24 protein-coding genes are annotated in these 26,600 nt (G+C 67.2%); 9 read left to right on the top strand and 15 right to left on the bottom strand.

The window, feature by feature from the left end; genetic code table 11:
- On the top strand, nucleotides 1-819 hold the full coding sequence (locus tag AB0L57_RS03215; RefSeq protein ID WP_364956266.1) for an SDR family oxidoreductase: 819 nt from the start codon (nucleotides 1-3) through the stop codon (nucleotides 817-819).
- Nucleotides 820-874: 55 nt separating this feature from the next.
- Here AB0L57_RS03215 and AB0L57_RS03220 read toward each other — a convergent pair whose 3' ends face one another.
- The 3 genes from AB0L57_RS03220 to AB0L57_RS03230 are packed head-to-tail and all read right to left on the bottom strand — an operon-like array spanning nucleotide 875 to nucleotide 3,563.
- Entirely contained in the window at nucleotides 875-1,498 is a 624-nt protein-coding gene (locus AB0L57_RS03220) for a hypothetical protein (RefSeq protein ID WP_364956269.1), read from the bottom strand.
- Nucleotides 1,495-2,826: a hypothetical protein gene (locus tag AB0L57_RS03225; protein ID WP_364956271.1), complete on the bottom strand. Its 1,332-nt coding sequence runs from the start codon at nucleotides 2,824-2,826 to the stop codon at nucleotides 1,495-1,497. Before AB0L57_RS03225 ends, AB0L57_RS03220 begins: the two co-directional genes overlap by 4 nt.
- Entirely contained in the window at nucleotides 2,823-3,563 is a 741-nt protein-coding gene (locus tag AB0L57_RS03230) for an ABC transporter ATP-binding protein (RefSeq protein ID WP_364956274.1), read from the bottom strand. Before AB0L57_RS03230 ends, AB0L57_RS03225 begins: the two co-directional genes overlap by 4 nt.
- A gap of 1,001 nt (nucleotides 3,564-4,564) precedes the next feature.
- Between AB0L57_RS03230 and AB0L57_RS03235 the strand changes: the two genes are divergently transcribed.
- The 3 genes from AB0L57_RS03235 to AB0L57_RS03245 all read left to right on the top strand — a co-directional run bounded on the left by AB0L57_RS03235 (nucleotide 4,565) and on the right by AB0L57_RS03245 (nucleotide 6,361).
- A complete protein-coding gene (locus AB0L57_RS03235; RefSeq protein ID WP_364956277.1) occupies nucleotides 4,565-4,786 on the top strand; it encodes a hypothetical protein in 222 nt (73 codons plus the stop codon).
- Nucleotide 4,787: 1 nt separating this feature from the next.
- The gene (locus AB0L57_RS03240; RefSeq protein ID WP_364956280.1) at nucleotides 4,788-5,087 is read left to right on the top strand and encodes a hypothetical protein; all 300 of its coding nucleotides are present in this window, start codon (nucleotides 4,788-4,790) and stop codon (nucleotides 5,085-5,087) included.
- A gap of 242 nt (nucleotides 5,088-5,329) precedes the next feature.
- Nucleotides 5,330-6,361 (top strand): alpha/beta hydrolase family protein, encoded by a 1,032-nt coding sequence (locus AB0L57_RS03245; protein ID WP_364956283.1) that lies wholly within the window; start codon nucleotides 5,330-5,332, stop codon nucleotides 6,359-6,361.
- Nucleotides 6,362-6,449: 88 nt separating this feature from the next.
- On the opposite strand, the gene meaB is transcribed toward AB0L57_RS03245, so the two are convergent.
- Genes meaB through AB0L57_RS03260 form a run of 3 tightly spaced genes read right to left on the bottom strand, consistent with a single transcriptional unit; the run spans nucleotide 6,450 to nucleotide 9,976 of the window.
- Nucleotides 6,450-7,361: a methylmalonyl Co-A mutase-associated GTPase MeaB gene (gene meaB / locus AB0L57_RS03250; protein ID WP_364956285.1), complete on the bottom strand. Its 912-nt coding sequence runs from the start codon at nucleotides 7,359-7,361 to the stop codon at nucleotides 6,450-6,452.
- Nucleotides 7,362-7,401: 40 nt separating this feature from the next.
- Nucleotides 7,402-8,547, bottom strand: coding sequence for a thiolase family protein (locus tag AB0L57_RS03255; RefSeq protein WP_364956288.1), 1,146 nt, complete (start codon nucleotides 8,545-8,547; stop codon nucleotides 7,402-7,404).
- Nucleotides 8,540-9,976 carry a fatty acid--CoA ligase family protein gene (locus tag AB0L57_RS03260; RefSeq protein ID WP_364956290.1) on the bottom strand — a complete coding sequence of 479 codons (1,437 nt, stop codon included), beginning with the start codon at nucleotides 9,974-9,976 and terminating at the stop codon, nucleotides 8,540-8,542. The genes AB0L57_RS03255 and AB0L57_RS03260 overlap by 8 nt, the downstream gene beginning before the upstream one ends.
- 53 nt (nucleotides 9,977-10,029) lie before the next feature.
- Here AB0L57_RS03260 and AB0L57_RS03265 point away from each other — a divergent pair, with 53 nt between their 5' ends.
- On the top strand, nucleotides 10,030-10,794 hold the full coding sequence (locus AB0L57_RS03265) for an SDR family NAD(P)-dependent oxidoreductase (RefSeq protein WP_364956295.1): 765 nt from the start codon (nucleotides 10,030-10,032) through the stop codon (nucleotides 10,792-10,794).
- Entirely contained in the window at nucleotides 10,791-11,537 is a 747-nt protein-coding gene (locus AB0L57_RS03270; RefSeq protein WP_364956299.1) for an SDR family NAD(P)-dependent oxidoreductase, read from the top strand. Before AB0L57_RS03265 ends, AB0L57_RS03270 begins: the two co-directional genes overlap by 4 nt.
- A gap of 99 nt (nucleotides 11,538-11,636) precedes the next feature.
- Here the strand turns inward: AB0L57_RS03270 and AB0L57_RS03275 are convergent, their stop codons facing one another.
- From AB0L57_RS03275 to AB0L57_RS03295, 5 genes are read right to left on the bottom strand one after another with little or no spacing between them, the layout of a single operon-like run.
- Nucleotides 11,637-12,491 carry an LLM class flavin-dependent oxidoreductase gene (locus tag AB0L57_RS03275; protein ID WP_364956302.1) on the bottom strand — a complete coding sequence of 285 codons (855 nt, stop codon included), beginning with the start codon at nucleotides 12,489-12,491 and terminating at the stop codon, nucleotides 11,637-11,639.
- Nucleotides 12,492-12,493: 2 nt separating this feature from the next.
- Nucleotides 12,494-13,273, bottom strand: a complete 780-nt coding sequence (locus tag AB0L57_RS03280; RefSeq protein ID WP_364956305.1) for an enoyl-CoA hydratase/isomerase family protein — start codon at nucleotides 13,271-13,273, stop codon at nucleotides 12,494-12,496.
- Between the two features lies 1 nt (nucleotide 13,274).
- Nucleotides 13,275-14,363, bottom strand: a complete 1,089-nt coding sequence (locus AB0L57_RS03285; protein WP_364956308.1) for an acyl-CoA dehydrogenase family protein — start codon at nucleotides 14,361-14,363, stop codon at nucleotides 13,275-13,277.
- Nucleotides 14,350-15,255 (bottom strand): acyl-CoA dehydrogenase family protein, encoded by a 906-nt coding sequence (locus tag AB0L57_RS03290; RefSeq protein WP_364956311.1) that lies wholly within the window; start codon nucleotides 15,253-15,255, stop codon nucleotides 14,350-14,352. Before AB0L57_RS03290 ends, AB0L57_RS03285 begins: the two co-directional genes overlap by 14 nt.
- Nucleotides 15,233-16,636 (bottom strand): AMP-binding protein, encoded by a 1,404-nt coding sequence (locus AB0L57_RS03295; protein WP_364956314.1) that lies wholly within the window; start codon nucleotides 16,634-16,636, stop codon nucleotides 15,233-15,235. The genes AB0L57_RS03290 and AB0L57_RS03295 overlap by 23 nt, the downstream gene beginning before the upstream one ends.
- 73 nt (nucleotides 16,637-16,709) lie before the next feature.
- Here AB0L57_RS03295 and AB0L57_RS03300 point away from each other — a divergent pair, with 73 nt between their 5' ends.
- Nucleotides 16,710-17,771, top strand: a complete 1,062-nt coding sequence (locus AB0L57_RS03300; RefSeq protein ID WP_364956317.1) for a ferredoxin--NADP reductase — start codon at nucleotides 16,710-16,712, stop codon at nucleotides 17,769-17,771.
- Between the two features lie 56 nt (nucleotides 17,772-17,827).
- Here the strand turns inward: AB0L57_RS03300 and AB0L57_RS03305 are convergent, their stop codons facing one another.
- Entirely contained in the window at nucleotides 17,828-18,910 is a 1,083-nt protein-coding gene (locus tag AB0L57_RS03305; protein WP_364956319.1) for a CoA transferase, read from the bottom strand.
- Nucleotides 18,907-19,863 (bottom strand): TIGR03564 family F420-dependent LLM class oxidoreductase, encoded by a 957-nt coding sequence (locus AB0L57_RS03310; protein WP_364956322.1) that lies wholly within the window; start codon nucleotides 19,861-19,863, stop codon nucleotides 18,907-18,909. Before AB0L57_RS03310 ends, AB0L57_RS03305 begins: the two co-directional genes overlap by 4 nt.
- 227 nt (nucleotides 19,864-20,090) lie before the next feature.
- On the opposite strand from AB0L57_RS03310, the gene AB0L57_RS03315 reads away from it, so the two are divergent.
- Complete coding sequence (locus AB0L57_RS03315; RefSeq protein WP_364956325.1) at nucleotides 20,091-20,759, top strand: VC0807 family protein; 669 nt, start codon at nucleotides 20,091-20,093, stop codon at nucleotides 20,757-20,759.
- Between the two features lie 27 nt (nucleotides 20,760-20,786).
- Here the strand turns inward: AB0L57_RS03315 and AB0L57_RS03320 are convergent, their stop codons facing one another.
- Nucleotides 20,787-21,560, bottom strand: a complete 774-nt coding sequence (locus AB0L57_RS03320; RefSeq protein WP_364956328.1) for an SDR family oxidoreductase — start codon at nucleotides 21,558-21,560, stop codon at nucleotides 20,787-20,789.
- A 422-nt stretch (nucleotides 21,561-21,982) separates the two neighbouring features.
- Here AB0L57_RS03320 and AB0L57_RS03325 point away from each other — a divergent pair, with 422 nt between their 5' ends.
- A complete protein-coding gene (locus tag AB0L57_RS03325; protein WP_364956331.1) occupies nucleotides 21,983-25,255 on the top strand; it encodes an arabinosyltransferase domain-containing protein in 3,273 nt (1,090 codons plus the stop codon).
- A gap of 14 nt (nucleotides 25,256-25,269) precedes the next feature.
- Here AB0L57_RS03325 and AB0L57_RS03330 read toward each other — a convergent pair whose 3' ends face one another.
- Nucleotides 25,270-26,505: a diguanylate cyclase gene (locus AB0L57_RS03330; protein WP_364956334.1), complete on the bottom strand. Its 1,236-nt coding sequence runs from the start codon at nucleotides 26,503-26,505 to the stop codon at nucleotides 25,270-25,272.
- Nucleotides 26,506-26,600 lie beyond the last annotated feature (95 nt).

A 26,600-nucleotide genomic window follows, 5' to 3' on the forward strand; every position in this document is an offset into this window, starting at 1 on the left:
GTGCAGGTTGCGGGAAAAGTATTCGTCGTCACGGGGGCCGGTAACGGCATCGGCCGGTGCGTCGCCGTCGAATTGGTGCGGCGCGGGGCGATCGTCGCCGGTGCCGATCTGAACGAGCAGGCGCTGGCCGATACCGCGGACCTGGTCACCGACCGGACGCGATTCTCCGCCCACCGCCTCGATATCGGCGACCGCGACGCGGTGCGAGCCTTTCCCGATGCGGTGATCGCCGCGCACGGACACGTCGACGGCGTGTTCAACATCGCCGGAATCGCCCAGCAATTCCAGACCGTGGCCGAGGTCGACGACGACCGCATCGAGACACTGATGCGGGTGAACTTCTTCGGCGCGGTGTGGATGTGCCGGGCCTTCCTCCCCCACCTGTCGCAGCGCCCCGAGGCCACGATCATGAACACCTCGAGCATGTCGGCGATCGTGCCGGTACCGGGCTCGACCCTCTACGGCGCCTCCAAGGCCGCACTCGCGGTGTTCGGCTACGGCCTGGCACAGGATCTGGGCGGCGGACGCTCGAATGTCACTGTGACCACGGCGATTCCGGGAACGGTCTGGACCGATCTCGTACGCGCGAGCGCCAAGGAGCTGGGCGCACCCGAAGCGGCGGCGCGAGCGGTCGCGGCCAAGCCGGAGCGGGTGGCACACCGGATGATCGAGGCCACCATGCGCGGCCGCAGCCGCGTCGTGATCGGCAAGGACGCCCACATCTACAACTTCACCCGCCGCCTCAGCTCCCGCCTGGCTGCCCGCCTCGCCTACCTGCAGGTCGGCAAGATCTTCTATGCCCGCCGGGCGGGTAGCTGATCGACCCGCGGGGCTCAGGAGTGCCCAGCGCTGCTCATCATCTCGGTGAGATTCACTACGCCCACCGCGCCCAGGCCGCACTGCGGACCCGCGGTGGGCGAAGGATCCACGCGGTTCCCCCGACAGCAAAGATCGAGACCGACGCGGCGAGCTGTATCGGGGAGATCGTGAACCCTCGCATGTCGGTCCACGTCCCGGATGCGGGCGTGTACCACCACGGCAGTGTTTGAATCGACCACGAAATCAGCAGACACGCGGCCAATGCCACCGCCCTCGGCAGAAACGCACAGGCCACGAGACCCACACCGAAGAACTGGGCGGTGTCGAAACCTGCGCGAACGATCCCGCCCCGAGGAACGCCGGGAACACCCATCGCAACGACGACCACCAGCGCCACCGAGACCGCCGATCCGACCAGCGACGCTCGCTGTCGAACCATGAGGCGAGATGCCAACGTGTCCTCATGGATCTCTCCCAACCGCGAGCCTGTGGCGGCAACAAGACCGCACGCCATCACAATCGGAACGAGGCGAGCGGGACTTATCCCGACGCCTTCGGTGAGGCCGTACAGTCGCGGAATCTGCTGCTTCGCCAGCGCGATCAACGGAACGCAGACGACCACGAACGGCACCGCTTCGAGGAGGGTGCGCATCCGGAGGTAGCGGACAACCGATGTCACGGGCGCTCAGCCTGCTCGAGCAGCACGTGGACGGCGTTGGCAGCACAGCCGGTAATCGCCGTATGGACCCGCGACATGAATGCCAGCTGGGCGTCCCGCGGCCACGTGAGCACCCGTTCGACGGCACGGGACTCGTCCGTCGTCGTTCCGTCACTGTGGATGGAAAAAGAGCCCCCGGAACTGAGCGAATAATTGACGAGCCAACCCAGATACACCTGTGTGAGCGCCGAGTAATCGGACCGCTGACCAATGTCGCCGCTACAGTGTTCCAGCCGGTCCGAGCCGATACACGAACGACTACCGACGGGAACCCTGCCGAGGATTCCGGTGATTGCTTCGGTGGGAGTGCGGAACGGGCACATCTCGGCCTCCGCATCCGGTACCGCAGTCGCCACGCTGACTCGCCCTGGAATCGGATACCCCGTGGCGCGCATGGCTTCTGTCAGACGTGGAAGCGAAGGCTCGAGTGCGCCCAAGCGCTGGGAGTCCTCGCTCCACGAACACACCTGCGGTTGCTCCCCCACACATCGGGGTTCGCTCGCCGCCGCGCGTGGTTGCAGCCAGGCCGAACCACCGGTGACGAGCGACACCGTGACCGGTACGAGCACCCCGACGGCGACAGCCATGGTCGGAAGAGTCCACGAACTACGTTGCCTTGTCGCAGCGAAGACCACCAGCGCCGCGCACAGCACAGTTGTACCGATACCGACGGCCGTAACGGATTTCACGGGTGAAAGTTCCACACCGTAAGAAGGAAGTGAGGGTAACTGTCGACCTGCGAGGAGCGGAAACCCGATATGGCCGTCATTGGCCATGACAGAGGCCACCGAGACAACCGTCATCACGGCGACCGTGGCGAACACTGCAGCGGCCTTGGCAATCCGAGTCCCGATGGCCCATCCCACGGTGACCGAGAACAGCAGCCACACAGAACAACTGACGATGATCGAGATTCGAGGGAAACCTCCCCCCGCACCGCTCAATCGATACGCGGCAACGATCGCATAATCGAAGACGAACAGCACAAAGACGACCACGTACAGCCGAATCAGATCTCGAACGGCGATGCCCCAGCCGCTACGGGCGGAGACTGTCATCCGGAGCTGCACAGCCCAGCGCTGGGACACCCACGCCGAGACCGCGGCACAGCCGACACCTACGAGCAGGGTCCGGGTGGCGATGGAAACATCCACGCCGGGCCAGTAGCCGGCAAGCTGCGAAGTCGGGTCGGAGATCTCCATGTACCCGAGCGAAAGCAAGAAGAGCACGAGAATCGCGCCCATGGGGATCGGAAGACCCACTCGCAGATAGGTCGCGACACGCTTCACGCCGATGTCACCTCGGTGTCCTCACCGTCATCGGTGAGCTCGATATATGCCTGCGAGATGGACCCGAATCGGGTCTCCAATTCACGCGGAGTCCCATTCGCCACCAGTACGCCGCCACTGAGAATACCGATCCGGTCGGCTGATTCGGCGTCCTCGGAGATATGGGTCGCCACCACTACTACGACACCGTCACGTCCCAGTTGCTCGATCATCGAATTCAGCGAGCGCCGATGTTTGGGATCGAGTCCAGCAGTGGGCTCATCGAGGACGAGCACGGAAGGTGAGTGCACGATGCCCGCCGCGATGAGCGCCCGCCGCTGCATCCCACCCGAAAGTGCGCGAATCCGATCGCGGCCCCGCGTCGCGAGCCCGAGACGGTGCAGCGCGTCTTGCGCCGCATCGTCGGCAGCACGTGTCGACATGCCGCGCAACCAACCGGAATAGGCGACGAAATCACGCACCCGCATCGCCCTGTCCACGTCGAGACTTTGCGGTGCCCAGCCGATCGTCCGCCGGATGGCCACCAGTTCATGTGAGTCAGCCCAGGAACGACCGTCCGCGACAATGTCTCCAGTGCCGAGCGCGAGCCGAGTAGCCAGAAGCCCGAGCAAGGTCGACTTGCCAGAACCGTTCGGCCCGAGCAACAGGGTGACCCCTGGTGTCAGCTCCCACGTCAATCCCCTCAGTACGGACCGCGCCCCATAGGAGTAGCTCACATCGGTGACCATCACAGTCATGGCTCGGATTCCCCCGCTCGTCAGGACCCCACATGTACCGCCCGCATCGTAGTCGACCCTGGCTGGGCCGCGGGAGTCTCGGTATCCATGGAACCGATCCCCCACGGCGTGCGTCAAAGTTCAAGTAGCAGGGAAGATTCCAGGAGGGTGGATGATCGATACCGGATTCAGCCAGCGAAGATCACTGAGGCTCACGTATACGACCCCAGGCCCGACGGCCGGCCGCACACCACCAATCTTTCAAAGTGCGCGGACATCTCGACCAACGACCACGATTGGATTCGAATCCTATTGCAGCACCGAATATTTGATTGACAGCACGCTGCACTCAGCTTAGCCTTCGGCTGAGGCCACCTCGCAAAGGTGCCGAATCATAGAAGACATGTTTACCGGGGGGATTGTTCTTCTGAATATCGATTTCTCCTCGCGCAAACGCGATCCCGAAACGGAGATTTCATGTTGAAGAAAACCGTTGCCACTTCTTTGGGAGTAGCAGCACTCACGCTCACCAGTTTGATTTTTACATCGCCCGACGGCAGCGCAGCCCCGGCCGTTCCCACCGCACTGGACTGTAAAGGAAATAGGCAGGGCGAAAATACCATGGAGGTACGATGCTACAACCTGAGTAGCACTAGCTACTACACGGTGAGAGTATCGATCGATTGCGGCTATTGGCCCGACCCGAGTGCGACTTTCTACATACCTCCGAACGACGACCGCCGCCAAACGTTCGAGTGCAATGGACCAGGCGGAGCACGTGGCACATACAAATGGGAGGTGATCGAGTGAGATCACCTAGGAGGACATATCGCACACTTGCACTTTTCATCGGCGTACTCGTCGCACTACTCGCGAGCGGGGGAACCTCATTTGCTACCCCGTCGAAGTGCGATCTGGATTTCGTTCAAGTCAACGACTACTATCCGGTGGGCCTCGGATACTATCGAGGCGGTTCCAACTTGGCACCCGAGGTCAGACATGTCAGGATCAGGAATGGCCTGGTGCAGACATCCCATGGGATGTCGATCAACCGCAATGCATCCAAGGTCGAACGGTTTGGTGGAGCATATGCAGTGATGAGCATCCCAGAAAGATTGAAGATAATCCAACGGGGTAATGATCCTGAACATTTCGAGATAGTTCCAGCAGAACCGATGACATTTGAAAACTACGCGAATGAGCTCCGAAACGTAGAACTGCAACTCGCAAAGCAAGTGGAGTGACATGGACAAAAGCTACGCTATCGAGCTGCCCGAAGGGTATGACGAACGAGATGAGGCCGAGACGCCGGTCAAGGGATGGCTCGTCGTAGTCGTACGATTCGCATCGGGATATTCATATGAAGTTTCCTTTTACGACCCGGTGAGACTTCTGCAGACGGCGAATGATGTCCTCGCCACCGATGAGTACTACACGGACCCCAACCTGGTCGTACTGAGGGAAGTGAACACCGTCAACATCACCAATGCGATTGCCGACCTGGTAGCGAGGGGATTCTTCGATAAAGCCGTTCCGTCGGCATAGCTCACCAGCCGTTGCCGCTCGTCACGTTCGCCGGCGTGGTTGACGATGTCGAGCGGCAATGCCGGAGCCCATTCACAACCTGCGTACGCCAGTCCACAGTTCGACCACGTGTGTGGCGAAGCCGAGATGGCCCACGCCCACAGAAACTTCCCCATCGGACCAAACCGCCCCCGGGAGCTGTGCGAAGTCCTTGGGTGCCGATCGGATTCGGTACGCGGGCAGCGACCGAGAGGGGTCCGGTAGTGAGTAGACGGCGATCCATACGCCTGGCGAGTGCGCGGTGGTTGTGTGCCGCGGCGCTCGTGGCCTGCGGAACGGGCGGGGTGACCGGTACCGCCTTCGCCGAACCACAGGCTGCGGGGGTGGTGTCGGTCGAGCAGATCGGCGACCGGCAGCAGCGGGTCACGGTGTACTCACCGGCCATGGACCGGTCGATTCCGGTGCTGGTGGTGCGCGCCGCCGATACCGCGACTCCGCGTCCCACGTTGTATCTGCTCAACGGTTCCCAGGGTGGTCCGGGCGAAAGCGGCTGGGACGCGCAGACCGACGCGTTGAATTTCCTGCACGACAAGGACGTCAACGTGGTGAACCCGTTCGGGGGCAGTAGTTCGTATTACACCGATTGGATACGCGACGATCCGGTCCTGGGGCGCAACAAGTGGCAGACATTCCTCAATGACGAACTGCCACCGGTCATGGAGGGCTTCCTCGGAGCAAATACGAAACGCTCGCTGGCGGGCGTATCGATGAGCGGTACCTCTGTTCTGAATCTCGCCATCGCCAAGCCCGGATTCTGGAACAGTGTCGCCTCCTACAGTGGTTGCGCGCAGACCTCCGATCCGATCGGCCACGAATTCGTCCGGATCACCGTGGAGAACTGGGGTGGTGGGCGCAGTGTCGAGAATATGTGGGGACCGGCCGGTGGGCCGCTGTGGCAGGCCAACGATCCACTGGTCAACGCCGATCGGTTGCGTGGCACCGCCGTCTATCTGAGTTCGGGCAGCGGCGTGCCGGGCGCACCGCATGACACTCCGGGGGATCGGCGGGTGGCGGAAGGACGGATCCCGCTGCCGGTGCAGATCGCCTTCGGGGGGCCCATCGAGGCGGCGGTGCATTTCTGTACCGTCAACCTCACCCAGCGACTGCACGAGTTGAATATTCCTGTGACGGTGGACGATCGGCCGGTCGGAACGCATTCCTGGGGCTACTGGGAGGACGATCTACACCAGTCCTGGCCCTTCCTGGCCGCGTCGCTCGGCAGCCGAACCGCCTGAACGCCACGATTCTCCGGCTATCACATCGAGCCGGTCGGCACCGCGGTGGCGACCGGCTCCAGCCGTTGCGAACCACACCCCGGCGCATTCACCATCGGATGGCGGGTGCGGGGACCGCGGTGGCGCGCGGGACCAGCATCTCCGCCGCGGTGTAGGCGTCCAGTGATCCGCGGGCGACATCTTCCGCCAAGCGGTTCAGATCCGGGTGGGCGCGAACTCGGGTGTGCACCAGCGACATGATCTGTACCCGGGCGCGCGCGGCGCGGCGTTCCGGGCTGTCGCTGCGATGGTGGTCGGAGATGGCTTGTGCCAGTTCGGGTATGCCGGTCCCGTCAGCGGCGATCAGCGTGAGGATCGGTGCCGCGGATTCCCCGTGCAGTTCACGCACGGTTTGATCCGCACCCGGGCGGTCGGCCTTGTTCACCACCAGGATGTCGGCGACCTCCAGCAGGCCCGCCTTGGCGGCCTGAACGGCGTCGCCCGCACCGGGATTGAGGATCACGACGGTGGGATCGGCGACCGCGGCGATCTCGATCTCGGACTGTCCGACACCGACGGTCTCCACCACGATGCGCTCGTATCCCAGTTCGGACAGCAACCGGATGGCGGCAGGCACCACCGCGGCGAGTCCGCCGATATGCCCCCGAGTCGCGACCGACCGGATCAGCACATCGGGGTCGCCGATGTGCGCCGACATCCGGATGCGGTCACCGAGCAGAGCTCCACCGCTGTAGGGCGAGGACGGGTCCACGGCCAGCACCGCGACCCGCAGGCCCTGTTCACGATAGGTACTCACCAGGGCCGCGACCGTCGTGGACTTGCCCGCACCCGGCGGCCCGGTGATGCCGAGAACCGGTGCCGTCGCAACCGGCTCGAGCAGTGCGAGAACCTCGTCGCGAGAACCGTTCTCGACCAGGCTCAACAGCCGCCCAGTGGCTCGCAAGGAGCCGTTCCGGGCGGCCGTGAGCAGGCGTTTCGCCTCGCGACCCGCGGTGGTCATCGGTATCCGCCCGGGTCGGTGAGCGACGGTTCGGCGGCCATCACGGTGCGGGAACCTCGATGACGGTCGCCGAACCCATTCCGCCACCCGCGCACAGCGCGGCAATGCCGAATCCGCCACCACGGCCGCGCAATTCGTGCACCAGCGTCACGATCATGCGCGCGCCGGTGGCGGCCACCGGATGCCCGAGCGAGCAACCACTGCCGCTGTAGTTCACCCGGTCGGTATCGAGATCCAGTGCCTTGACCGTGGCCAGTGGCACCGAGGCGAAGGCCTCGTTGATCTCGATCAGCTTCACCTCCGACAGCGAGATACCCGCTCGCGCCACGGCTTTGGTGATCGCCTCGATCGGCGCGAGCCCGGTGTCGGCGGGGTCGACACCCACCGAGGCCCACGACCGGATGATCCCGAGCGCCGGCAGGCCGAGCCGATCCGAGGCGATGGCCAGTGCCGCGGCGCCGTCATTGGAACCCGACGAGTTGCCGGCGGTGATGGAGAAGTCCTCGATCTCCGGATGCAGCACCTTCAACCCGGCCAGCCGCTCGAGGCTGGTGTCGCGACGCGGATGTTCGTCGACGGAGAACTCCCCGTGCGGGGTCTCGATCGGCACGATCTCCTCTTTGAACCGGCCCTCGTCGATGGCGGCGATCGCATGGCGGTGCGAGCGCAATGCCCAGGCGTCCATCTCCTCGCGCGAGATCCCCGATTTGACCGCGGTATTCCAGCCCACGGTGATCGACATGTCCAGATTCGGGGCGTCCGGGCGATCCGGATGCGACGGGGAGACCCACGGATCGATCCATTCGTCCTCGCCGACCCGGAACCGGACCCGCGGACCGGTGGAATCGGAATTCACACCGCCTGCGATGACCAGTTCGTCCATGCCCGCGCGGATTCCGGCCGCCGCACTCTGCACGGCCGCCATACCGGCCGCGCAATGGCGGTTGTTCGCCAGCCCGGGAACGGTGGTGAGCCCGGCCGTCACCGCGGCATGGCGTGCGAGCACACCGCCGCCGTAGCGCCCCTCCCCCAGGATCACGTCGTCCACGCGGGCCGAATCGAGGTCGCGGGACACCGCCGACACCACGTGGTGGGCCAGGTCGAAGGCGTTGGTATCGCGCAGCGTTCCCTTGCGCGCCGTCCCGATGGGCGTGCGCAGGGCGGAGACGATGACGGCTTCAGGCATGGGTGCTCTCCAGTTCGGCGACAAGGTTGCGGCGCAACAGTTTTCCGGTCTCGGTCTTGGGCAGTTCGGCGCGGAACACGATGGTGTCCGGAGTCTTCGACGAGCGCAGCCGCTCGCGAACCCACTGTTTGATCCGCTCGGGATCGCCGGCCCCCACCACCACCGCGACCAGGCGCTGCCCCCACTCCGGGTCGGGCACGCCGACCACGGCGGCCTCGGTGATGCCGGGATGTTCGAGCAGTACGTCTTCGATCTCGGCGGGTGCGATGTTCTCCCCGCCGCGAATGATGGTGTCGTCGGCCCGGCCCTCGATGAACAGATAGCCCTCGGTGTCCAGCCGCCCCAGATCTCGGGTGCCGAACCAGCCCTCGGCATCGAGTGCGGTGCGGGCACCGTATTCGCCGGAGATCTGCTCACCCCGGACGAAGACCAGGCCGGTCTGCCCAGCCGGCAGGGGCGCACCGGCCGCACTGCGGATCTCGAATTCGACGCCCGGCAGTGCCCGCCCCACCGAACCCAGCCGGTCGCGCACCTCGGGATCGGTGGCCGACTGGGCGGCTCGATGGTCCTCGGGCCCCAATACCGCCACCGACGACGCGGTTTCGGTGAGACCGTAGGCATTCACGAATCCGGTGTCGGGAAACAGCGTCAGCGCCCGTTCCAGTACCGGGCGTGGCATCCGGGAACCCCCGTAGGCCAGGCTCGCCAGGGTCGGGGCGTCCGCGGTCCGTCCCGGCACCGCGGTGACGATGCGGGCCAGCATGGTCGGTACCAGCATCGCGTGGGTGATGCGTTCACCGCGAACGGTTTCCAGCCACCGTTGCGGATCGAATGCGGACAGATACACCACCCGGCGGCCGCTGTAGAGGTTCGACAGCAGATTGGTCAGGCCCGCGATGTGGTACGGCGGCACCGAAACCAGCGATGCGTCGGATTCGGCCGCGACGCCGAACTCCATCGTGTTGAGCAGATAGGCCATCAGATGCCGGTGCCGCAGCAGCGCGGCCTTGGGTTCGGAGGTGGTGCCGCTGGTGTAGATGATCGCGGCCACCGCGTCACCGTCCCACGGCGCGGGCGCGGGTTCCGGATCCGGCTGTCCCACTTCTGTTTCCACCAGCGCGTCCAGGTCCTGTGGACGCAGGATCCGCGCACCGGGATGCCGGTCCAGCAGAGCCGACAGTTGTTGTTCGCCCAGCCGGTAGTTCAACGGTACGAAGGGCACCGAGGCCAGGACCGAGCCGAACAGTGCGACCGGATAGGCCAGGTGGCTGGTGCCCAGGTACAGCACCGCCGAACTGTCGGCGAATTCCGCGGCCGCACGCCGCGCCAGGGCCAGTAGTTGCGCGGCCGTCAGCGATCGGCCGTCGACGGTGATCACCGGCCGGTTTCCGGCCGAGGCCGCCATCTCGAGGATCATGCTAATGTTCATGAGAACATTATTCTCTCAGTTTGAGAGTGAGAATTTCAAGAGAGGAAAGTGTCATGGAGATCAGCGGTAGCTCCGCGATCGTGGTCGGTGGTACCGGCGGCCTCGGCGAGGCGACGGTGCGCAGACTGCATGCCGCCGGAGCCAAGGTGGTCGTGGCCGACCTCGCCGACGACAAGGGCAAGGAGCTCGCCTCCGAACTGGGCATCCGCTATGTGCATACCGATGCCACCAGTGAGGAATCGGTGCAGGCGGCGATCGCCGAGGCACAATCGCTGGGCCCGCTGCGCATTTCGGTGGACGCGCACGGCGGACCGGCCAGCGGCGGCCGGCTGATCGGCAAGGACGGCAGCCCGCTCGCGCTCGACGGGTTCCGTACCACGATCGAGTTCTATCTCACGGCCGTGTTCAATGTGCTGCGCCTGTCCGCGGCGGGAATCGCGCAATCCGAGCCGAATGCGGAGGGCCATCGCGGCGTCATCGTCAACACCGCCTCGATCGCCGCCTACGAGGGCCAGATCGGGCAGTTGCCGTATTCGGCCGCCAAGGGCGGTGTGGTCGGCATGACGCTGGTGGCCGCGCGAGATCTGTCCCCGCTCGGTATCCGGGTCGTCACCATCGCGCCGGGCACCTTCAACACCCCGGCCTACGGCAAGGCCGCCGACCGGCTCGAGGAGTACTGGGGCAAGCAGGTTCCCCACCCCAAGCGGATGGGCCGGTCCCCGGAATACGGGCAGCTGGTGCAGTCCATCGTGGAGAACGACTACCTCAACGGCGAGGTCATCCGGCTCGACGGCGCGCTGCGGTTCCCGCCCAAATGACCTCCTTGACAGGCAAAGTCGCGTTCGTCGCCGGTGCCAGCCGTGGTATCGGCGCGGCGATCGCGCACGGACTGGCGGCGGCGGGCGCCGAGGTCGCCGTCGCCGCCCGGTCCAGTGCACAGGGCCGGCTCCCGGGCACCATTCATTCGGTGGCCGATCGCATCGCCGCCGCCGGCGGCCGGGCGCTGCCGGTGGAATGTGATGTCACCGATACCGAGTCCGTCGACACCGCGCTCGCGACAACGGTTTCCGAGTTCGGCGGCGTGGACATCGTGGTCGCCAACGCCGGTGTGCTGTGGCTGGGACCCATCGAATCCACTCCGGAGACACGCTGGCAACGATGCCTGGATGTGAATCTGACGGGAGTTTTCCACGTCACCCGGTCCGCGATCCCGTTGCTGCGCGCCCGCGGTGGTGGATCGATGATCGCGATCACCACCACCGGCGTCGGCATGCTCGACCGCGGCGCCAACGCCTACTGGGTGTCCAAGGCGGCCGTCGAGCGGCTGTATCTGGGCCTGGCCTCGGATCTGCGCACCGACGATATCGCCGTCAACTGCCTGTGCCCGTCACGCGTGGTTCTCACCGAAGGCTGGCAGGCCGGAGGCGGCGGGCAACAGATTCCCGAGGAGATGGTCGAGCCGCCGGAGACGATGGCGCGCGCCGCGGTGCTGCTGGCCGGTCAGGATGCGCGTGGTATCACCGGGACCGTGCAGCAGTCCGAAGTCCTGCTCGCACGCTGAGACTCAGGGACGTGTGGCGCCGAACCCGAGCGCACACCAGCGCGAGGCCCAACCTCGACGATGATCCGAGGTCCCGCACCACGGTGCGGGACCGGCCCGTCAGCGCTGGGCGAATGCCGTTGCGCCGATCACACTTCGGCCGAACTCGGCAAGGGTCTCAGGGTCCGCGAAATCGGTGAACCAGACATAGAACCTTTCCACGCCGCGCCGGTTCAGCGCGATGAAATGGGCGGTCAGCTCCGCCGCGTCCCCGCACACCAATCCCGCTGCGAGATAACCGAATCGGCGACGACTACGCTCGCGCACCCGGTCCGGATCGGCGTCACGCCCGATGAACCCCACCGTCTGCTGAGTCGACACCCGCGCGGTACCGGCGCTGCCACGCAGTGCCGCCAGCCGATCGAGCCGGTTCACCGGCAGATTCCACCAATCCGCGTAGCGACGAACCAGATCCATGGTGGCCGGGCCCGCGCCGCCGATCACGATCGGAATCGCCGGACTCGGCACGGGCGCTAGGGACAGATCATCGCCGTCCGCCCACATCCGCGGCAGCATCGACAGTGTTCGTTCCAGCCGGGCCGTGCGCGCCGGACCGGCCTCGTGGCCGATTCCGAAGCGCGACAACTCCTCCGGCACCGACCCCGACCCCACCCCCAATTCGAACCGGCCACCACTGGCCTGCTGTAGGGTGACCGCCTGCTTGGCCAGGACGGCGGGATGGCGCAGCGCATCGCACAGCACCAGGTGTCCGATCCGCAACCGCTCGGTCCGGGCGGCCACCCAGGTGGCGACCGTCATCGCCTCCCACAGCGGCTGCTGTTCGGCGCCGGGCGCCCGCAGATGATCGATGAACGCGATCCCGTCGAATCCGGCGTCTTCGGCGACCAGGGCCCGCTCCACGATCTCGCCCATGCCGAATCGGATCTGCGGCAGGAACAGATACCACTGCGCCACGGCTACTTCTTCGCACCGTTCTTCGCGGCCGCCATCCGCGCCAGATTGGCACGCAGATCCTCCGATTGGAAGGTGAGATCCTCGGCGGTGAGGGCGAAGTCGAGAGTTGCCAGCACCGCGCGCTCCAACTGCAGATTCAGCAACCGCTTGGTGGCCTCGACTGCCTGCCCGGGCAATTGGAGCATCCGCTCGGCGCAGGCGCGCGCCTCGGCCACCGGATCGGCGACCACATGGTTGACCAGGCCCATCTCCCGGGCCCGCTCGGCACCGATGCGCGCACCGGTCAGCGCGTATTCCTTGGCCAGCAGCAGGCTGGTGTGCAGCGGCCAGGTCAGCGGTCCACCGTCGGCGGCGACCAGACCCACCTGTACGTGCGGATCGGCCAGATAGGCCTGCTCGGCGATGTAGACGATATCGCTCAGCGCGACCAGGCTGCAGCCCAGTCCGACCGCCGGCCCGTTCACCGCCGCCACCACCGGCACCCGGCAACGCGCCATACCGAGAACGATATCGCGCCCGTGCGCAATGGTTTTCGCGCGTAGATCGCCGTCGCGGCTCAATTCGGCGAGATAGCCCAGATCACCACCGGCGGAGAAGGCTCGCCCGGCTCCGGTGAGGATCGCGACCCGGGCGTCGCGGTCCTCGCTGAGCCGGGGCCACAGCCGTGCCAGCCCGGTGTGCAGCGCGTCGTCGACGGCGTTGAGCGCATCCGGCCGGTTCAGGGTGATGAATCGAATCGGCCCTTCGGCACGGACGTCGACTTCGGCGGGCATGTCGTACATATCAGGCTCCCAATCCGAGAATGCGTTCGGCGATGATGTTCTTCTGAATCTGCGAGGTTCCGCCCATGACGCTCTGCGCGCGGCTGTAGAGGTAGGTGCCGAACATGTCGGCGTCGTCGGTACCGGCGACGGTCAGCGCCGCGTGGCCGACGGCCTGGTCGACCCAGGTCATCAGGATCTTGTCCAGTGAGCCGTCCGGACCGTGCGATACGCCGTCGAGCTGTTCGGACAACCGCCTGCGCACATGTAACCGCAGCATCTCCGATTGCACTGCCGCCCAGCTCAATTCCTCGGGCATCGGGCCCTGCACGCGGTCGGACAGGGTGCGCACGGTCTTGGCGTAGCGCGCCGAATAGCCCAGGGTCGAGGGTTCACGCTCGTGCCCGACCACGGTCATCGCCAGCTTCCACCCCTCCCCCGGCACGCCGACCATCCGATCGGCGGGCACGGTGGCGCCGTCGAAACTCACCTGACCGAATTCGGTGGTGATACCGCTGATCATGCGCAGCGGGCGCTGCTGGATCCCGGGCTGCTTCATCGAGACGATGAATGCCGAGATGCCCTTGTGCCGCGGCGCGTCCGGATCGGTGCGGGCCAGCAGCAGGCACCAGTCGGCCACATCGGAGTAGCTCGTCCAGATCTTGTGGCCGTTGATCACGTACCGATCGCCCTCGCGGGTGGCCGAGGTGGTCAGCGAGGCCAGATCCGATCCCGCTCCGGGTTCGCTGAATCCCTGACACCAGCGCTCGGTGCCGTCGATCATGCCGGGCAGGAAGCGTTGCTGCAGTTGCTTGCTGCCGTGCCGGCCCAGCCCCTGGATCAGGTACCCCAGGCTCGGACGCGGTGGGGCGCCGGCGCGGGCGAGTTCCTCGTCGACGATCACGTCGAAGACCGGCGGCAGATCGTGGCCGCCGAACTCCGTCGGCCACGACGAGCCGAAGAACCCGGCCCCGTACAACGCGCGGTGCCACTCCCCCTGGCGGGCCCAGTACTCGTCGCCGGAGGTCGGGAACTGCCCGTCGACCTGCGCCAGCCAGTGCCGCAGCCGATCCCGGAATTCGGCTTCGGCGGGCGAATCACGAAAGTCCACGGTCGATCTCCTCCAAGCGGACGGGAAACAGTTCGGTCGATACCAGCGTGCGGCGAAGATAGATGTGCGCCAGGCATTCCCACGTGTTGCCGATACCGCCGTGCACCTGGATGGCGGTCTCGCACACGGTGCGGGCGGCGCGGGCGCAATAGATCTTGGCGATGCGGGCGGCGCGGACCGCCTCCTCGGGCGACAGTTCGTCGACACCCCACGCGGCGTAGCGCGCGACGCTGATCGATCCCTCGATCAAGGCCTGCGACTCGGCGAGCAGATGGGCCACCGCCTGATAGGAACCGATCGTCTTGCCGTACTGCGCACGGATTTTCGCGTATTCGACGGCCAGCGTCTGCGCCCCGCGGGCGGCACCCAGCAGATCGGCGGTGGTGCCGACCAGCGCGAGCGCGAACCACTGCGCGGTCTGCTCGGGCGACAGCTCCCCGATGTGTTCGAGCCTGCCTTCGATTTCGGCCGCTACCCGGGTCGGATCGGCGACCTCGACCGCCGCTCCCAGCCGGCCCGCCAGCACCTGCCCGTCGGCCAGCACCACGGCCCGATCGCAGCCTGCCGCATCCACGGCCCGGCCGCGCACCGCGAGCGTCCACCGTCCGTGTTCGCCGGTGGGGTGACCGCGCAGGTCATCGGCCAGCACGGGACCCAGATAGGCCACGTCGACCAGTCCGCGCGCGAATTCCTCGGCCACCAGCGCCACCTCGACACCACTGGCCCCGTCCGAGCGCAGTGCCCGCCATCCGGTGAGATCGACGGTCTTGTCCAGCCGGGCGATCCGTTCGCGGTCGGCCAGGTCGGCGACCGATCCCGGGCCCAGATCGTCGGCCAATTTCGCTGCGGCATCACGCAATTGCCGCTGTTCAGTCGTCAGACGGACGTCCATAGCGCTCCTCGAGAACTCGGCGCAGCACCTTGCCGGACGGCAGGCGCGGAATTTCGGGGACGAACACCACCCGGCGCAGGCGCTTGTATCCGGCCAGCCGCTCGGCCACCAGCGCGCACAATTCGTCGGAGCGCACCGGCGCCGCGGTGGCGACCGCGGCGACGATCGCCTCGCCGTCCGCGCCGTCGGCCACCCCGAACACCGCGCAGTCGGCGACCGCGGGATGTCCGTGCAGAACGGATTCGATTTCGGCGGGCGCGATCTGGAACCCGCGGACCTTGATCATCTCCTTGACCCGGTCGGTGATCCGCACCCAGCCGCCGGCATCGATCCAGCCGACATCGCCGGTGCGATACCAGCCCTCGACCACGGTCCCGGAGTCCGCGCCCTCGGGCAGATAGCCCGCCATCAGCGACGGTGACCTGGCCTGGATCTCACCGGTCTCGCCGGGCGGCAGGGGTTTTCCGTCCGCCGGCGACACCACACGCAAGTGCACACCGGGCGCGGCGCGTCCCACCGTGTCCAGGCGTGGATCCTCGATCGGATTGCAGGCCAGGACCGGGAGTTCGGTCGCACCGTAGGCCGGGAGCCAGCGCACGCCGGTGCGACGGGTCACCGTCTCGGCCACGCTCACCGTCACCGGTGTGGCGCCCCACATGATGTAGCGCAACGAGGACAGATCGAACGATTCCAGCTCCGGATGCGAGGCGATCGCCAGCGCGATCGGTGCCACCGCCATTTCCACGGTGATGCGGTCGGATTCGATACTGCGCAGCATCGAATCCAGATCGAACCGCCGGTGCAGACGCATCCAGGCTCCCACCCGCAGCGCGGTGACGATATTGAGCAATCCGAGGATGTGCGAGGGCGGCGTCACGATCTGGATCCGGTCGGTGCTGCCCAGCTGCAGCACCTGCACCCAGTCACGCACCGCGGCGGCGAACGACGCGTGGGTGTGGCGCACGGCCTTCGGCAATCCGGTGGTGCCGGAACTGAATACGAGTACCGCATCCGAGTGCGGGTCCGGTGGCGGGCTCACACGCCGGCAGGGTGTGATCGGGTCGTCGAGATCGAGCATCGGCATGAGGTCGCGCAGCACCGGTTGATCACCGACGGCCAGCTCGGGTGTGGTGACCGCCAGCGCGTGCTCGACCTCGGCACGCCGCCACGCCGGGCTCAACAGCACCACCGCCGCGCCCAGTTTCCAGGCCGCCAGCACCGCTGCCACGAATTCCGGCCGGTTCGACGACATCACCGCGATCCGGGTTCCCGCACGCGCGCCCCGCTCGTACAGCGCGCCGGCCAGACCACCGGCCAGCTCATCGAGCTGCGACAGGCTGTAGTGCCGATCGTCGAACACGATCGCCGTCGGCTCGGTCATGAGAAAATCCCATCTCGTTCAGGAGAACGCTATTCTCTTTGTATAAGAATCTTAATACCAGGAGAGGCGTTCCATGGCGAGTCCCCCGTTGTTCCGGCCCGCGACCGTGATCCGGATCGTGAAGGAATGCGCCGATGCGCGGACGTTCGTGCTGGCCCCGCACGATGGTCCGCTCACCTATCGAGCCGGACAGTTCTGCACCTTCCGCGTCCCGGTCGACGGCGCCGACCTGTACCGGTCCTATTCCATGTCCAGTGCGCCGGAGACCGACACCGAGCTGATGACCACCGTCAAGCGAGTACCGGGCGGCAAGGTGTCGAACTGGTTGCTGGACAACGTCTCCGAGGGTGATGTGATCGACATGGGCCGGCCCGCGGGCCGGTTCTGCCTGCGCGAGACCGATGTGCCACTGCTCGGATTCAGCGGTGGTAGCGGTATCACCCCGGTGCTGTCGCTGGCCAAGAGCGCGCTGGCCACCACCGAGCGCACGGTGCGATTGCTGTGCGCGGACCGGGACGCCGATTCGGTGATCTTCGGTTCCGCTCTGGTCGAGCTCGCCGAACGTCATCCGGGCCGATTGCGGGTGATCCGGCATCTGGACAGCGTCGGAGGACTGCTCGACCCGGCGGCCGTGCGGGAGTTCGTCGGCGAGGACGCTCACGCCGACAGCTATGTCTGCGGGCCGGAGAAGTTCATGGAGATGGTCGAGACGGCACTGCCGGGGCCGGGGGTGATCTTCAGCGAGCGATTCGGCGCGCCGATCCCCGAGCTCGCCGACAGCGCGACCGCGCACACCGCCGAGTCCACGTCCGGCGATTCCGGCCCGGCCGCTGCCACCACCGCGCCCGAAACCGACGCCGCCGGTGGCACGATCACGATCTTCCTCAATCGCAAGAAGGCGACGGTGCCACGCCGCGACGGGGAGACCCTGCTCGAAAGTGCGCGCCGCGCGGGTCTGACACCGCCGTTCTCGTGCGAATCCGGTAATTGCGCGACCTGCATGGCACGGCTGAGCGAGGGCCGGGCGACGATGCGGGTGAACGACGCCCTCGCCGACGACGAGGTCGAGGAGGGATATGTCCTGACCTGTCAGGCGGTCCCGGACACCGATTCGGTGACCGTGCACTACGAATGAAACGGTGACACCGAATCCGGCCGGGCGCTTGCGGTGTCGCGAGCGCCACGGTCCGGTCAGGATGCCGTGGCGATGTCCGGGTCCGCGCCCTCGTGCTCGCCCAGCCGAGGCGGTGGGCCGTAGCTCGGGGTGTAACCGTCGATCCGGATGGGCGAGGCGACGAGGCGGTAATCGCCTGCGGCGGCGACGATCTCCGGTGCGCTGTCGAGCGCTTCGGGCAGTGTGCGCACCGCGGCGGCGGGAATCCCCAAGGGACGCAACCGAGCCTCCCAGCCACGCGCGTCGTCGCGGGCCAGGGCCTCGGTCACCACCGCGAGCACATCCTCGCGCCGGGCCGCCCGTTCGGCCATGGTCTCGAATCCCGCCACCCCCGCCTCGGTGGCGAAGGTCTTCCAGAATCGATCGTGGGTGATGAACAGCGCGAGATATCCCTCGGCGGTCGGAAAAATCTGTGCCGGAACGTAATAGGAGTGCGCGCCGTGGGGCCGCCGCTGCGGGGCACGCCCGTCGTTGAGATAGGCGGCGGCGTGGTAGTTCAACTGCGACAGCAGCACATCGCGCAGGCACACATCGACCTGTCCCCCGCGCCCGGACACGATCTGCGCGAGCATTCCCAGCGCCGCGGTCAGGCCCGTGGAGTTGTCGGCCGACGAATAGCCGGGCAACGTCGGCGGACCGGCCGGATCGCCGGTCAGCGCGGCGATACCGGTGGCGGCCTGCACGATGTAGTCGAACGCCGGATCATCGCCGCCGTGGAGGCCGAATCCGGTGATCGCCACGCAGACGATCGCCGGATTGAACTCCCGCAGTGCGGCGTAGGTCAGCCCCAGCCGGTGGATCGCCGAGGGCTTCAGATTCACCAGCAGCGCATGCGAATCCGCGACCAGCTCGCCCAGCCGGGCCCGGCCTCGCGTGCTCGCCGGATCCAGCCGGACACTGCGTTTGCCCCGATTCAGGCTGGCGAAGTAACTGTCGCCGACCTGCCGGGAGATATCGCCGGCCGCGGGTTCCAGCTTCGTCACCTGCGCGCCCAGATCCGCCAGCATCATCGTCGCGTACGGCCCCGCCAGCATGGTGCCGACCTCGAGGATGCGGATCCCCGCCAGCGGGCCGGGCTGCGGTGCGGCGTTGTCGCTCATCGTAATTCCCGCGCCAGCTCGGCGATCATCTCCCGGGTGCGCCGCTTCGAGGCGACCAGTTCGTCGCGGGTGTCCCCGATCGGCAGCAGCCGCACCGACAGGTCGGTCGCACCGGCGTCGGCGTAGCGCCGCAGGCCCGCCGCGATGGCCGTCTCGTCACCGGCCACGCAGAGATCGCCCACGTCACGCGCATCGCCCTGTTCGAGCAGCCGTTGATAGTTCGGCGACACCTCGGCCTCGCCGAGAATCCGATTGGCCCGTGCCTTGGCCTGTTCCACCTCGGCCGGGCGGCACAGGCAGACCGGCAGACTGGCCACGATCCGCGGTGCCGGCCGCCCTGCCTCCGCGGCGGCCTTGGTGATCTTGGGTACGACGTGGTCGCGGACCGCGCGCTCATCGGCCATCCACAGGATCGTGCCGTCGGCGCGTTCTCCCGCCAGCCGCAACATCACCGGACCGAGCGCGGCCACCAGCACCGGCACCGGAGCCACCGGTCCGAGATCCAGCGGATTGTTCACGGCGAAGGTCTCGTTCTCGACCCGCACATCGCCCGGGCCGGTGAGCCCGGCCGCGAGCACCTCGAGATAGTCACGGGTATAGGCGGCCGGACGGTCGTAGGGCAGGCCCAGCATGTCGCGCACGATCCAGTGGTGCGACGGACCCACGCCCAGCACCAACCGCCCGCCGGCCGCGGCCTGCGCCGACACCGCCTGGCGCGCCAGCGCGACCGGATGCTGGGCTTGCAGCGGCACCACCGCGGTGCCCAGTTCGATCCGATCGGTCCGCAGCCCCATGGCCGCGATGGTGATCAGTGCGTCGAAATCACTGGGTATCTGCGGAATCCACGCGGTGTCCATCCCGGCGGACTCGGCCCACGCGATGTCATCGAGCATCCGGCTCAACTTCCGCGCGGAGTCTCCCTTCTCCGGTCCGATCATCACTCCGACACGCACGAAGACCTCCAACCCGCGATGAGATCGGATGACCGCGCCACCCGCGTTGAATACGTTACTTGCGAAAAAAGAGAATGCCAATACCGTCAGGCGGGGTGGGCATTATCGGGCGCGCACCGCGCCGCCATGACATTCGTCATGGCCGATCGATGACGATCGGCGGGCGCACCGGACCCCCGGCGCCCTTAACGTCGTTGGGGACCGACACCACCGATCAGGAGCCGCACATGAGTACCGCCACGCCCGCCCCGGGAATGGACCGCAAGGGCATCGCCCGCCAGTTGCTCCGCGATGCCGGAGTACCCATGACCGCCTACTACGTCCTGCATGCCGCGGGCGCGAGCGATCTGGTCGCTCTCGGTGCGGGAACGGTGATTTCGGGCGTCTTCGTGATCGCGGAGATCGTGCGCAAGCGCCGGCTCGATCCCTTCGCCGCGGTGATCCTGGCCAGCTTCGCACTGGGGCTCGTCCTGACCTTCATCTCCGGCGATGCCCGTTTCGTCGTCGCCAAGGACTCCTTCACCACCGCACTGATCGGGGCGGCTTTTCTCGGCAGCACCCTGGTCGGCAAGCCGCTGATCTACGTGAGCGCCCAGCGCGGCATGTCCGAACAGGCCGCCGGCGCGTTCCGGGAGCGATATCGCACCAGCCCGCAGATGCGGCGCACCCTCGGTTCACTCAGCGTGATCTGGGGCGCCGGACTGTGCCTCGAAGCGGCCCTGCGGGTATTCCTGGTGTATCAGCTGCCCATCGCGACCATGGTCTGGTTGTCCACCGTGATGATGGTGATCACCTTCGGCGTACTGATCGCGGTCACACTGATCGTGGTGCGCCGCAGCCGCGCTCGCGCCGCACGAGGCGACGCGGCGGTCGAGCCGGTGGCGGCGGCGAACTGATCCGCGCACGGCCCGCACACGGTCCGCTCAGGCGGTGTACCCACCGTCCACGTCCAGGGTCTGGCCGGAGATGAAGCCCGCCCGATCCGAGGCGAGGAATCCGACAGCTTCGGCGATGTCGCGCGCGCGGCCGAATCGGCGCAGCGGGATGTTCGCGCGCGCGGCGTCGAGGGCCGACGGGCTCAGGTCGCCCGAGCTGATCAGCCGGTCCGCCATTCCGTCGGTGAGCATGCCCGGCCCCACACAGTTCACCCGGACCCCGAAGCGCCCCTCCTCCACCGCCAGTCCGCGCGCCACCGCCTCGACCGCCCCCTTGGTGCCCGCGGACAGTCCGTCCCGCACGGGGTGGCGCCGGACGGCGGCCGTGGTGATCGCGATGACGGCACCGCGCGATTCCCGCAGCATCGGCAATGTCGCGTGCATGAGATTGAAGAACGCCACCGCGTCGGCATTCACCTGATCGCGATACTGCTGCGGCGACACGGCACTCAGATGAACCATAGGCACATGCGGCCCGGCGGCGTAGACGACCGTGTGCACCCCGCCGAACTCCGCGGCGAACTCGCCGGCCAGATCCGCCACCGCGCCCGCATCGCTCAGATCCACCGGCCACGTGCGGCACGAACGACCGAGCCGCACAACATTGTTCGCGAGCTCGCCGGCGTCGGCCCGGTTGGACCGATAGGTGAATCCGATGTCGCTTCCGCGTGCCGCGAGCAGTTCGACGACAGCGGATCCGATCCCGCCGGTACCGCCGGCGATCAGTGCCGCACCCCGGCGTCCTTCGAAATCGCCCACCATCGAATCTCCTCCACCTGACCAAGCATTTGCTTGGTCAGGGTACACCGCCGTCGGGCGCCGCTGACGGCCGACCAGCGGGACGATGTCCTGGACAAGGGTTCGAACAGGCGACTGTACAACTGTCCATCCACCTGCGATCATGATACCGGCGCTCCGGAACCCTCCTCTGGTCGACGAGCGCACGCAGGGGCGGAGCCGGCGAATTCCCACATGACACCGGCTCCGTCTCCCCTTCCGGATTCCGAAAGCCGTTGGTCGGCAAGGCGAATCCGAGCCCATGAGCCGACCCGTCGCGATGGCCGATTCCGGACGAAAATCGGCCCGCTACGGTGGCGTCGGATGGCCGTCCGTCCCTGAGCACAGCCTGAGGAACACCAGACGAAATCGCGGATAACGGAATCGTCACGCTAGCATCGGCGACCGTGGTCGACACGATGGTGAGGGCGGACGGGGCGCCTACTGCAGGCGCGGACCCGAGGAGCGCGGAAAGACAGCGCGGGACCTGGGCCAGATCCGTAGCCCTCATCGCCGGGCTGCTGGGCGCGCTGTGCGCCATCGCCGTACCACTGCTGCCGGTGGAGGTGGACCACACCACCCTGTCGTGGCCACAGCAGGATTCCGCCCGCAGCATCAACGCGCCACTGGTGTCCTACGCTCCGCTGAGCTTCGACGCGACCATCCCGGGCAGTTCGATGGCGCAACTCGCTGCGCACGGCGGGGTGCTGGCCTCCACACTGCCCGCCGGTGCGCCCCAGCTCGAGAAGTACGGGTTCGTCGCCCGCGTACAGCCCGCGCTGGACGGCAGACCCGCGCAGCTCGAGGTGGTGCTGCGCAATCAGTCGCTGCTGACCGCGCCGATCGACGCGATCGCCGGCGCCACCCTGACCGTGCACGCCGACATGTCGTCGACCAAGGTCGACATCCCGGGATCGGATATCGAGGCGGCCACACTGCCACCCGGGGACTGGCGGCCACAGGTGGTCGGCATCTTCAGCGATCTCCCCAAACCCGACGGCGCCAAGGTCGTCGCTCAGGTCGACAGCCGGTTCTCGGTCACGCCGACCCTGCTCAAGCGGGCCGCCGAAGTACTGGCGGTGGTGTTCACACTGATCGCGCTGGTGGCGTTGTACCGGCTGGACCGCACCGACGGACGGCGCCTGGGGCGGCTGCTCCCCCAGCGGTGGCTGCGGTTCACCGGTGCCGATCTCGTGGTCCTGGGCACCCTGGTGGTGTGGCACTTCATCGGGTCCACCACCTCCGATGACGGCTACCAGTTCGGGATGGCACGCACATCGCTCGTGTCGGGCTACATGGCCAATTACTTCCGGTTCTTCGGCGTGCCCGAGAACCCGGTCGGCACACCGCCGTACGACATCATCGCCCACATGTCGGAGATCAGCGTCGCGAGTCCGTGGATGCGATTGCCGACCCTGCTGGCGGCGGTGCTCACCTGGCTGGCACTGAGCCGGGAGGTGATCCCCCGGCTCGGGGTGGCCGTACGCCGCGACCGGGTGGCGGTGTGGACCGGCGCACTGGTCTTCCTGGCCGTATGGCTGCCCTACAACAACGGACTGCGGCCCGAGCCGGTCGTCGCGGTCTGCGTGCTGCTCACCTGGTGTCTGGTGGAGCGTTCCATCGCGACCCGGCGGCTGTTGCCCTACGCCCTCGCGATCCTCGTCGCGGCGTTCAGTTTCACCGCGGCACCGTCGGGCATCATCTGCCTGGCGCCACTGCTGGCAGGACTGCGTTCGGCGGTCGGATTCGGAATTCCGCGGGCGCGGGAACTGGCCGGTGCACAACCCGGGACCCGGGTGTCACCCGGCGCGTGGATCCGGGCCTACGGCGCGCTGCTGGCCCCGCTCGTCGCCGCCGGCCTGGTGGTACTGGCCTTCGCCTTCGCCGTCGAACCGCTCTCGGCGATGTTCGAGATGCAGCGGGTGCACAACATCGTCGGGCCGTCGGACCCCTGGTACAACGACTATCTGAACTACCAGTGGCTGTTCATGCCCTCGGCCGATGGCTCCATCGCCCGCCGGTTCGGCATGGTGGCCATGTGGCTGGGCCTGCTGGTCTGCGTCTTCGTACTGCTGCGCAAGGGCGGGCGCATCCCGTTCACCGCGCCGGGCCCGGCACGGCGTCTACTCGGCGTGACAGCCGGGGCGATGGTGCTGATGGCGACCTGCCCCACGAAATTCACCCACCACAACGGCGTGTACGCCGGGCTGGCCGGATCGGTGGCGGTGCTCGCGGCGGTCGCGGTGGGGCCGCGGGTGATGCGCTCGCCACGTAACCGGGCCCTGTTCGCCGCGGTCGTGTCGCTGGCGATGGCGCAGATCTTCACCAGCGTCAACCAGTGGTGGTGGGTATCGAGTTTCGGCGTCCCGTGGTGGAACGAGGCACCGTCCGTACTCGGCGTCGACTACAGCAAGATATTCCTGGTGATCGCGGCGCTGTGCCTGGTGCTGGCGATCTGGTGGCATGTGCGGGCCCCGGCACCCGGTACCCCGCATCGGGTCTCCCCGCGTGCCTGGCGCCTCGCGAAGTTTCCGCCGCTGACGGTGGCCGCGGCGATCCTGGTGGTGTTCGAGGTCGTCTCCTTCGCCGTGGGGGCGGTCAGGCAGTACCCGGGATTCTCGCTGGCATCGTCGAACATCCATGCGGTGCTGGGCAATCCGTGCGGACTGGCCGACAAGGTCCTGGTCGAAACCGATCCCAATGCCTCGATGATGACGCCACTGGTCGGCGACCAGTTCTCCACGTTCACCGGCGGCGCCCGCGGATTCGTGCCCAACGGGGTCGGCGACATCGGATCCGCCGACGAGAAGGACGAGGCGAGCAGCATCGCCAAATCGTTCGGCGACAAGTCCACCACCCGGGACTCGACCACTCAGACCGGCGGCGCCCCGCTGCCGTACGGCCTGGATGCGGCGAGCACTCCGGAACTCGGTACCTACGGCCAGCAGGAACCGGCCGACCTCGTCACCGGCTGGTACCGCCTGCCCGCTCAGCACGACCACAGCGACATCATCTCGATCGCGGCGGCGGGGCGTATCCAGGCGTCGGGCCCCGACAACAGCTACGTCGGCGGTGAGCCGGTGGAAATCGAGTACGGCACCACCGATTCCCCGACCGGCGCGCGCCCGATGGGACGGCTCGCCCCGATCGATATCGGCCCGGCACCGTCCTGGCGGAATCTGCGTGTGCCGCTGGACCGGATTCCCGCACAGGCGAACGTGATCCGCATCGTGGCCAAGGATCACAACCTCGATCCGCAGCGATGGGTGGCGCTGACCCCGCCACGGATCCCGCGCACCCACACACTCGACGACCTGGTCGGTTCCAAACAGCCGGTGCTCCTGGACTGGGCCGTGGGCCTGCAGTTCCCCTGCCAGCGCCCGTTCGACCACAAGGACGGCATCGCCCAGGTGCCGGACTGGCGGATCCTGCCCAATCGCCTCGGCGCGAGCGACACCACGATGTGGGAGAGCCATGTCGGCGGCGGCCCGCTGGGCTGGAGTCAGCAGTTGCTGCGCTCGGAAACCCTGGCCACCTACCTCGAGTACGACTGGGATCAGGATTGGGGTGAACTGCAACGCCTCACCGCGATCGACCCGTCCGCGGTGACCGCCGACCCCGCGGTCACCCAGGAGACCCACAGCGGTCTGTGGTCACCCGGCCACATCTACACCTGGTAGCGCCGTACCGCGGCCTATCCGCCGTTCTCGCCGCGATGCAGCACCCAGGTGCCGCGTCCGGCGGCCTTGGCTCGGTACAGGCCGAGATCGGCGTCGTCGAGCAGCTTTTCGGCATCCGCGCCGGCAACCGGGGTGACCACGGCACCGACGCTGGCCGACATCGACACCGGGTCGCCGGGGCCGACGGGAACGGGGTGCCGCACCGTCGCGAGCATGGTCTCGGCGACCGCCCGGGCCGCGTCGTCGTCGCAGGGCGGCGCGAGCAGCGCGACGAACTCGTCGCCGCCGATGCGCGCCACCGTGACCGTCGGAGAGGCCAGGGTGGCATCGAGTCTGCGGCCGACTTCGGCCAGCACGCTGTCGCCGGCCCGGTGGCCGTAGCGGTCGTTGATCACCTTGAACTCGTCGAGATCGAGGAAGCACAGGCCGATCCGATCGCCCGGACGCGCATCCGCGACGATGGCCTGCAACTTCTCGCGCAGGCACAGCCGATTCGGCAGACCGGTCATCGGATCGTGGCGCGCCTGCGACCACAGCTCCCGCTGCATGGCCCGGCGTTCGGTGATGTCCTCCCCGACGGCGAGCAGGCGCAGACCGCGCCCACCGGCGCCGCGGACCAGCGTCATCGTCCACGCACCCCAGCAGACGCTGCCGTCGGGGCGGCAGAAGCGGCCTTCGAAGTACTCGGTGCCGTGTTTGCGCTGATACAGGTCGACGACCACCTGCCGGAGCTTGTCGCGGTCGTCGGGATGCATCAGATCCAGGCCGGCGACCCCCGGCAGATCCTCCGGGTTCATCCCGACCATCCGCGCGGTGGTGGGATTGGCCTCGAGCGTGACGCCGTCGCTGTCGTAGAGCGCGATGGCCACCGCGGCGTTGTCGAACACCACCCGGAAGCGCTGGTCGGCGACCTCCTGGCTACGGACGTACACCTCGAGCAACTCGGTGCTGTATCCGCGGGCGAGTTCGCCCAGCAGCGCGCCGAACCGCTGTGTTCGATCCGGCGACGACGCCCGCTCCAGCAATCCGGTCAGCACCGCCGCGGTCGGGGTCATCATGGCCGGGGCCGTCAGATTCGATCGGACCATCTCGGCCCCGACCCGGCACGCCGGCGACGGATCGAACGGGTCGGCCGACAGGGCAGCGTCCAGTTCGACGATCCAGCCGGTCGTCAATTTCCTGATGTCGGGCGGCGGAGACGTCGGCCCGTCACCACAATCGACCAGGGCCGCCGACCAGTTCCGTGCCATGTCGTCAACCTCGCGAGTGTCCATCCGCGAGGACCTTCCTTCATCGCCGGACCGTCGGGTCCAGTACCGGACTCCCTCCCCATTCGCTGATACCG

It is taken from the genome of Nocardia sp. NPDC052254 (assembly GCF_040679495.1).
Classification (GTDB): Bacteria; Actinomycetota; Actinomycetes; order Mycobacteriales; family Mycobacteriaceae; genus Nocardia.

Bases quoted from the DNA above. Each gene is read 5' to 3' on its own strand.
- AB0L57_RS03230 (WP_364956274.1), bottom strand. From the start codon at position 3,563: ATGACTGTGATGGTCACCGATGTGAGCTACTCCTATGGGGCGCGGTCC.
- AB0L57_RS03320 (WP_364956328.1), bottom strand. From the start codon at position 21,560: ATGGTGGGCGATTTCGAAGGACGCCGGGGTGCGGCACTGATCGCCGGC.
- AB0L57_RS03260 (WP_364956290.1), bottom strand. From the start codon at position 9,976: ATGAACATTAGCATGATCCTCGAGATGGCGGCCTCGGCCGGAAACCGG.
- AB0L57_RS03280 (WP_364956305.1), bottom strand. From the start codon at position 13,273: ATGTACGACATGCCCGCCGAAGTCGACGTCCGTGCCGAAGGGCCGATT.
- AB0L57_RS03265 (WP_364956295.1), top strand. From the start codon at position 10,030: ATGGAGATCAGCGGTAGCTCCGCGATCGTGGTCGGTGGTACCGGCGGC.
- AB0L57_RS03315 (WP_364956325.1), top strand. From the start codon at position 20,091: ATGAGTACCGCCACGCCCGCCCCGGGAATGGACCGCAAGGGCATCGCC.
- AB0L57_RS03270 (WP_364956299.1), top strand. From the start codon at position 10,791: ATGACCTCCTTGACAGGCAAAGTCGCGTTCGTCGCCGGTGCCAGCCGT.
- AB0L57_RS03255 (WP_364956288.1), bottom strand. From the start codon at position 8,547: ATGCCTGAAGCCGTCATCGTCTCCGCCCTGCGCACGCCCATCGGGACG.
- AB0L57_RS03290 (WP_364956311.1), bottom strand. From the start codon at position 15,255: ATGGACGTCCGTCTGACGACTGAACAGCGGCAATTGCGTGATGCCGCA.
- AB0L57_RS03330 (WP_364956334.1), bottom strand. From the start codon at position 26,505: ATGGCACGGAACTGGTCGGCGGCCCTGGTCGATTGTGGTGACGGGCCG.
- AB0L57_RS03240 (WP_364956280.1), top strand. From the start codon at position 4,788: ATGGACAAAAGCTACGCTATCGAGCTGCCCGAAGGGTATGACGAACGA.
- AB0L57_RS03305 (WP_364956319.1), bottom strand. From the start codon at position 18,910: ATGAGCGACAACGCCGCACCGCAGCCCGGCCCGCTGGCGGGGATCCGC.
- AB0L57_RS03295 (WP_364956314.1), bottom strand. From the start codon at position 16,636: ATGACCGAGCCGACGGCGATCGTGTTCGACGATCGGCACTACAGCCTG.
- AB0L57_RS03300 (WP_364956317.1), top strand. From the start codon at position 16,710: ATGGCGAGTCCCCCGTTGTTCCGGCCCGCGACCGTGATCCGGATCGTG.
- meaB (WP_364956285.1), bottom strand. From the start codon at position 7,361: ATGACCACCGCGGGTCGCGAGGCGAAACGCCTGCTCACGGCCGCCCGG.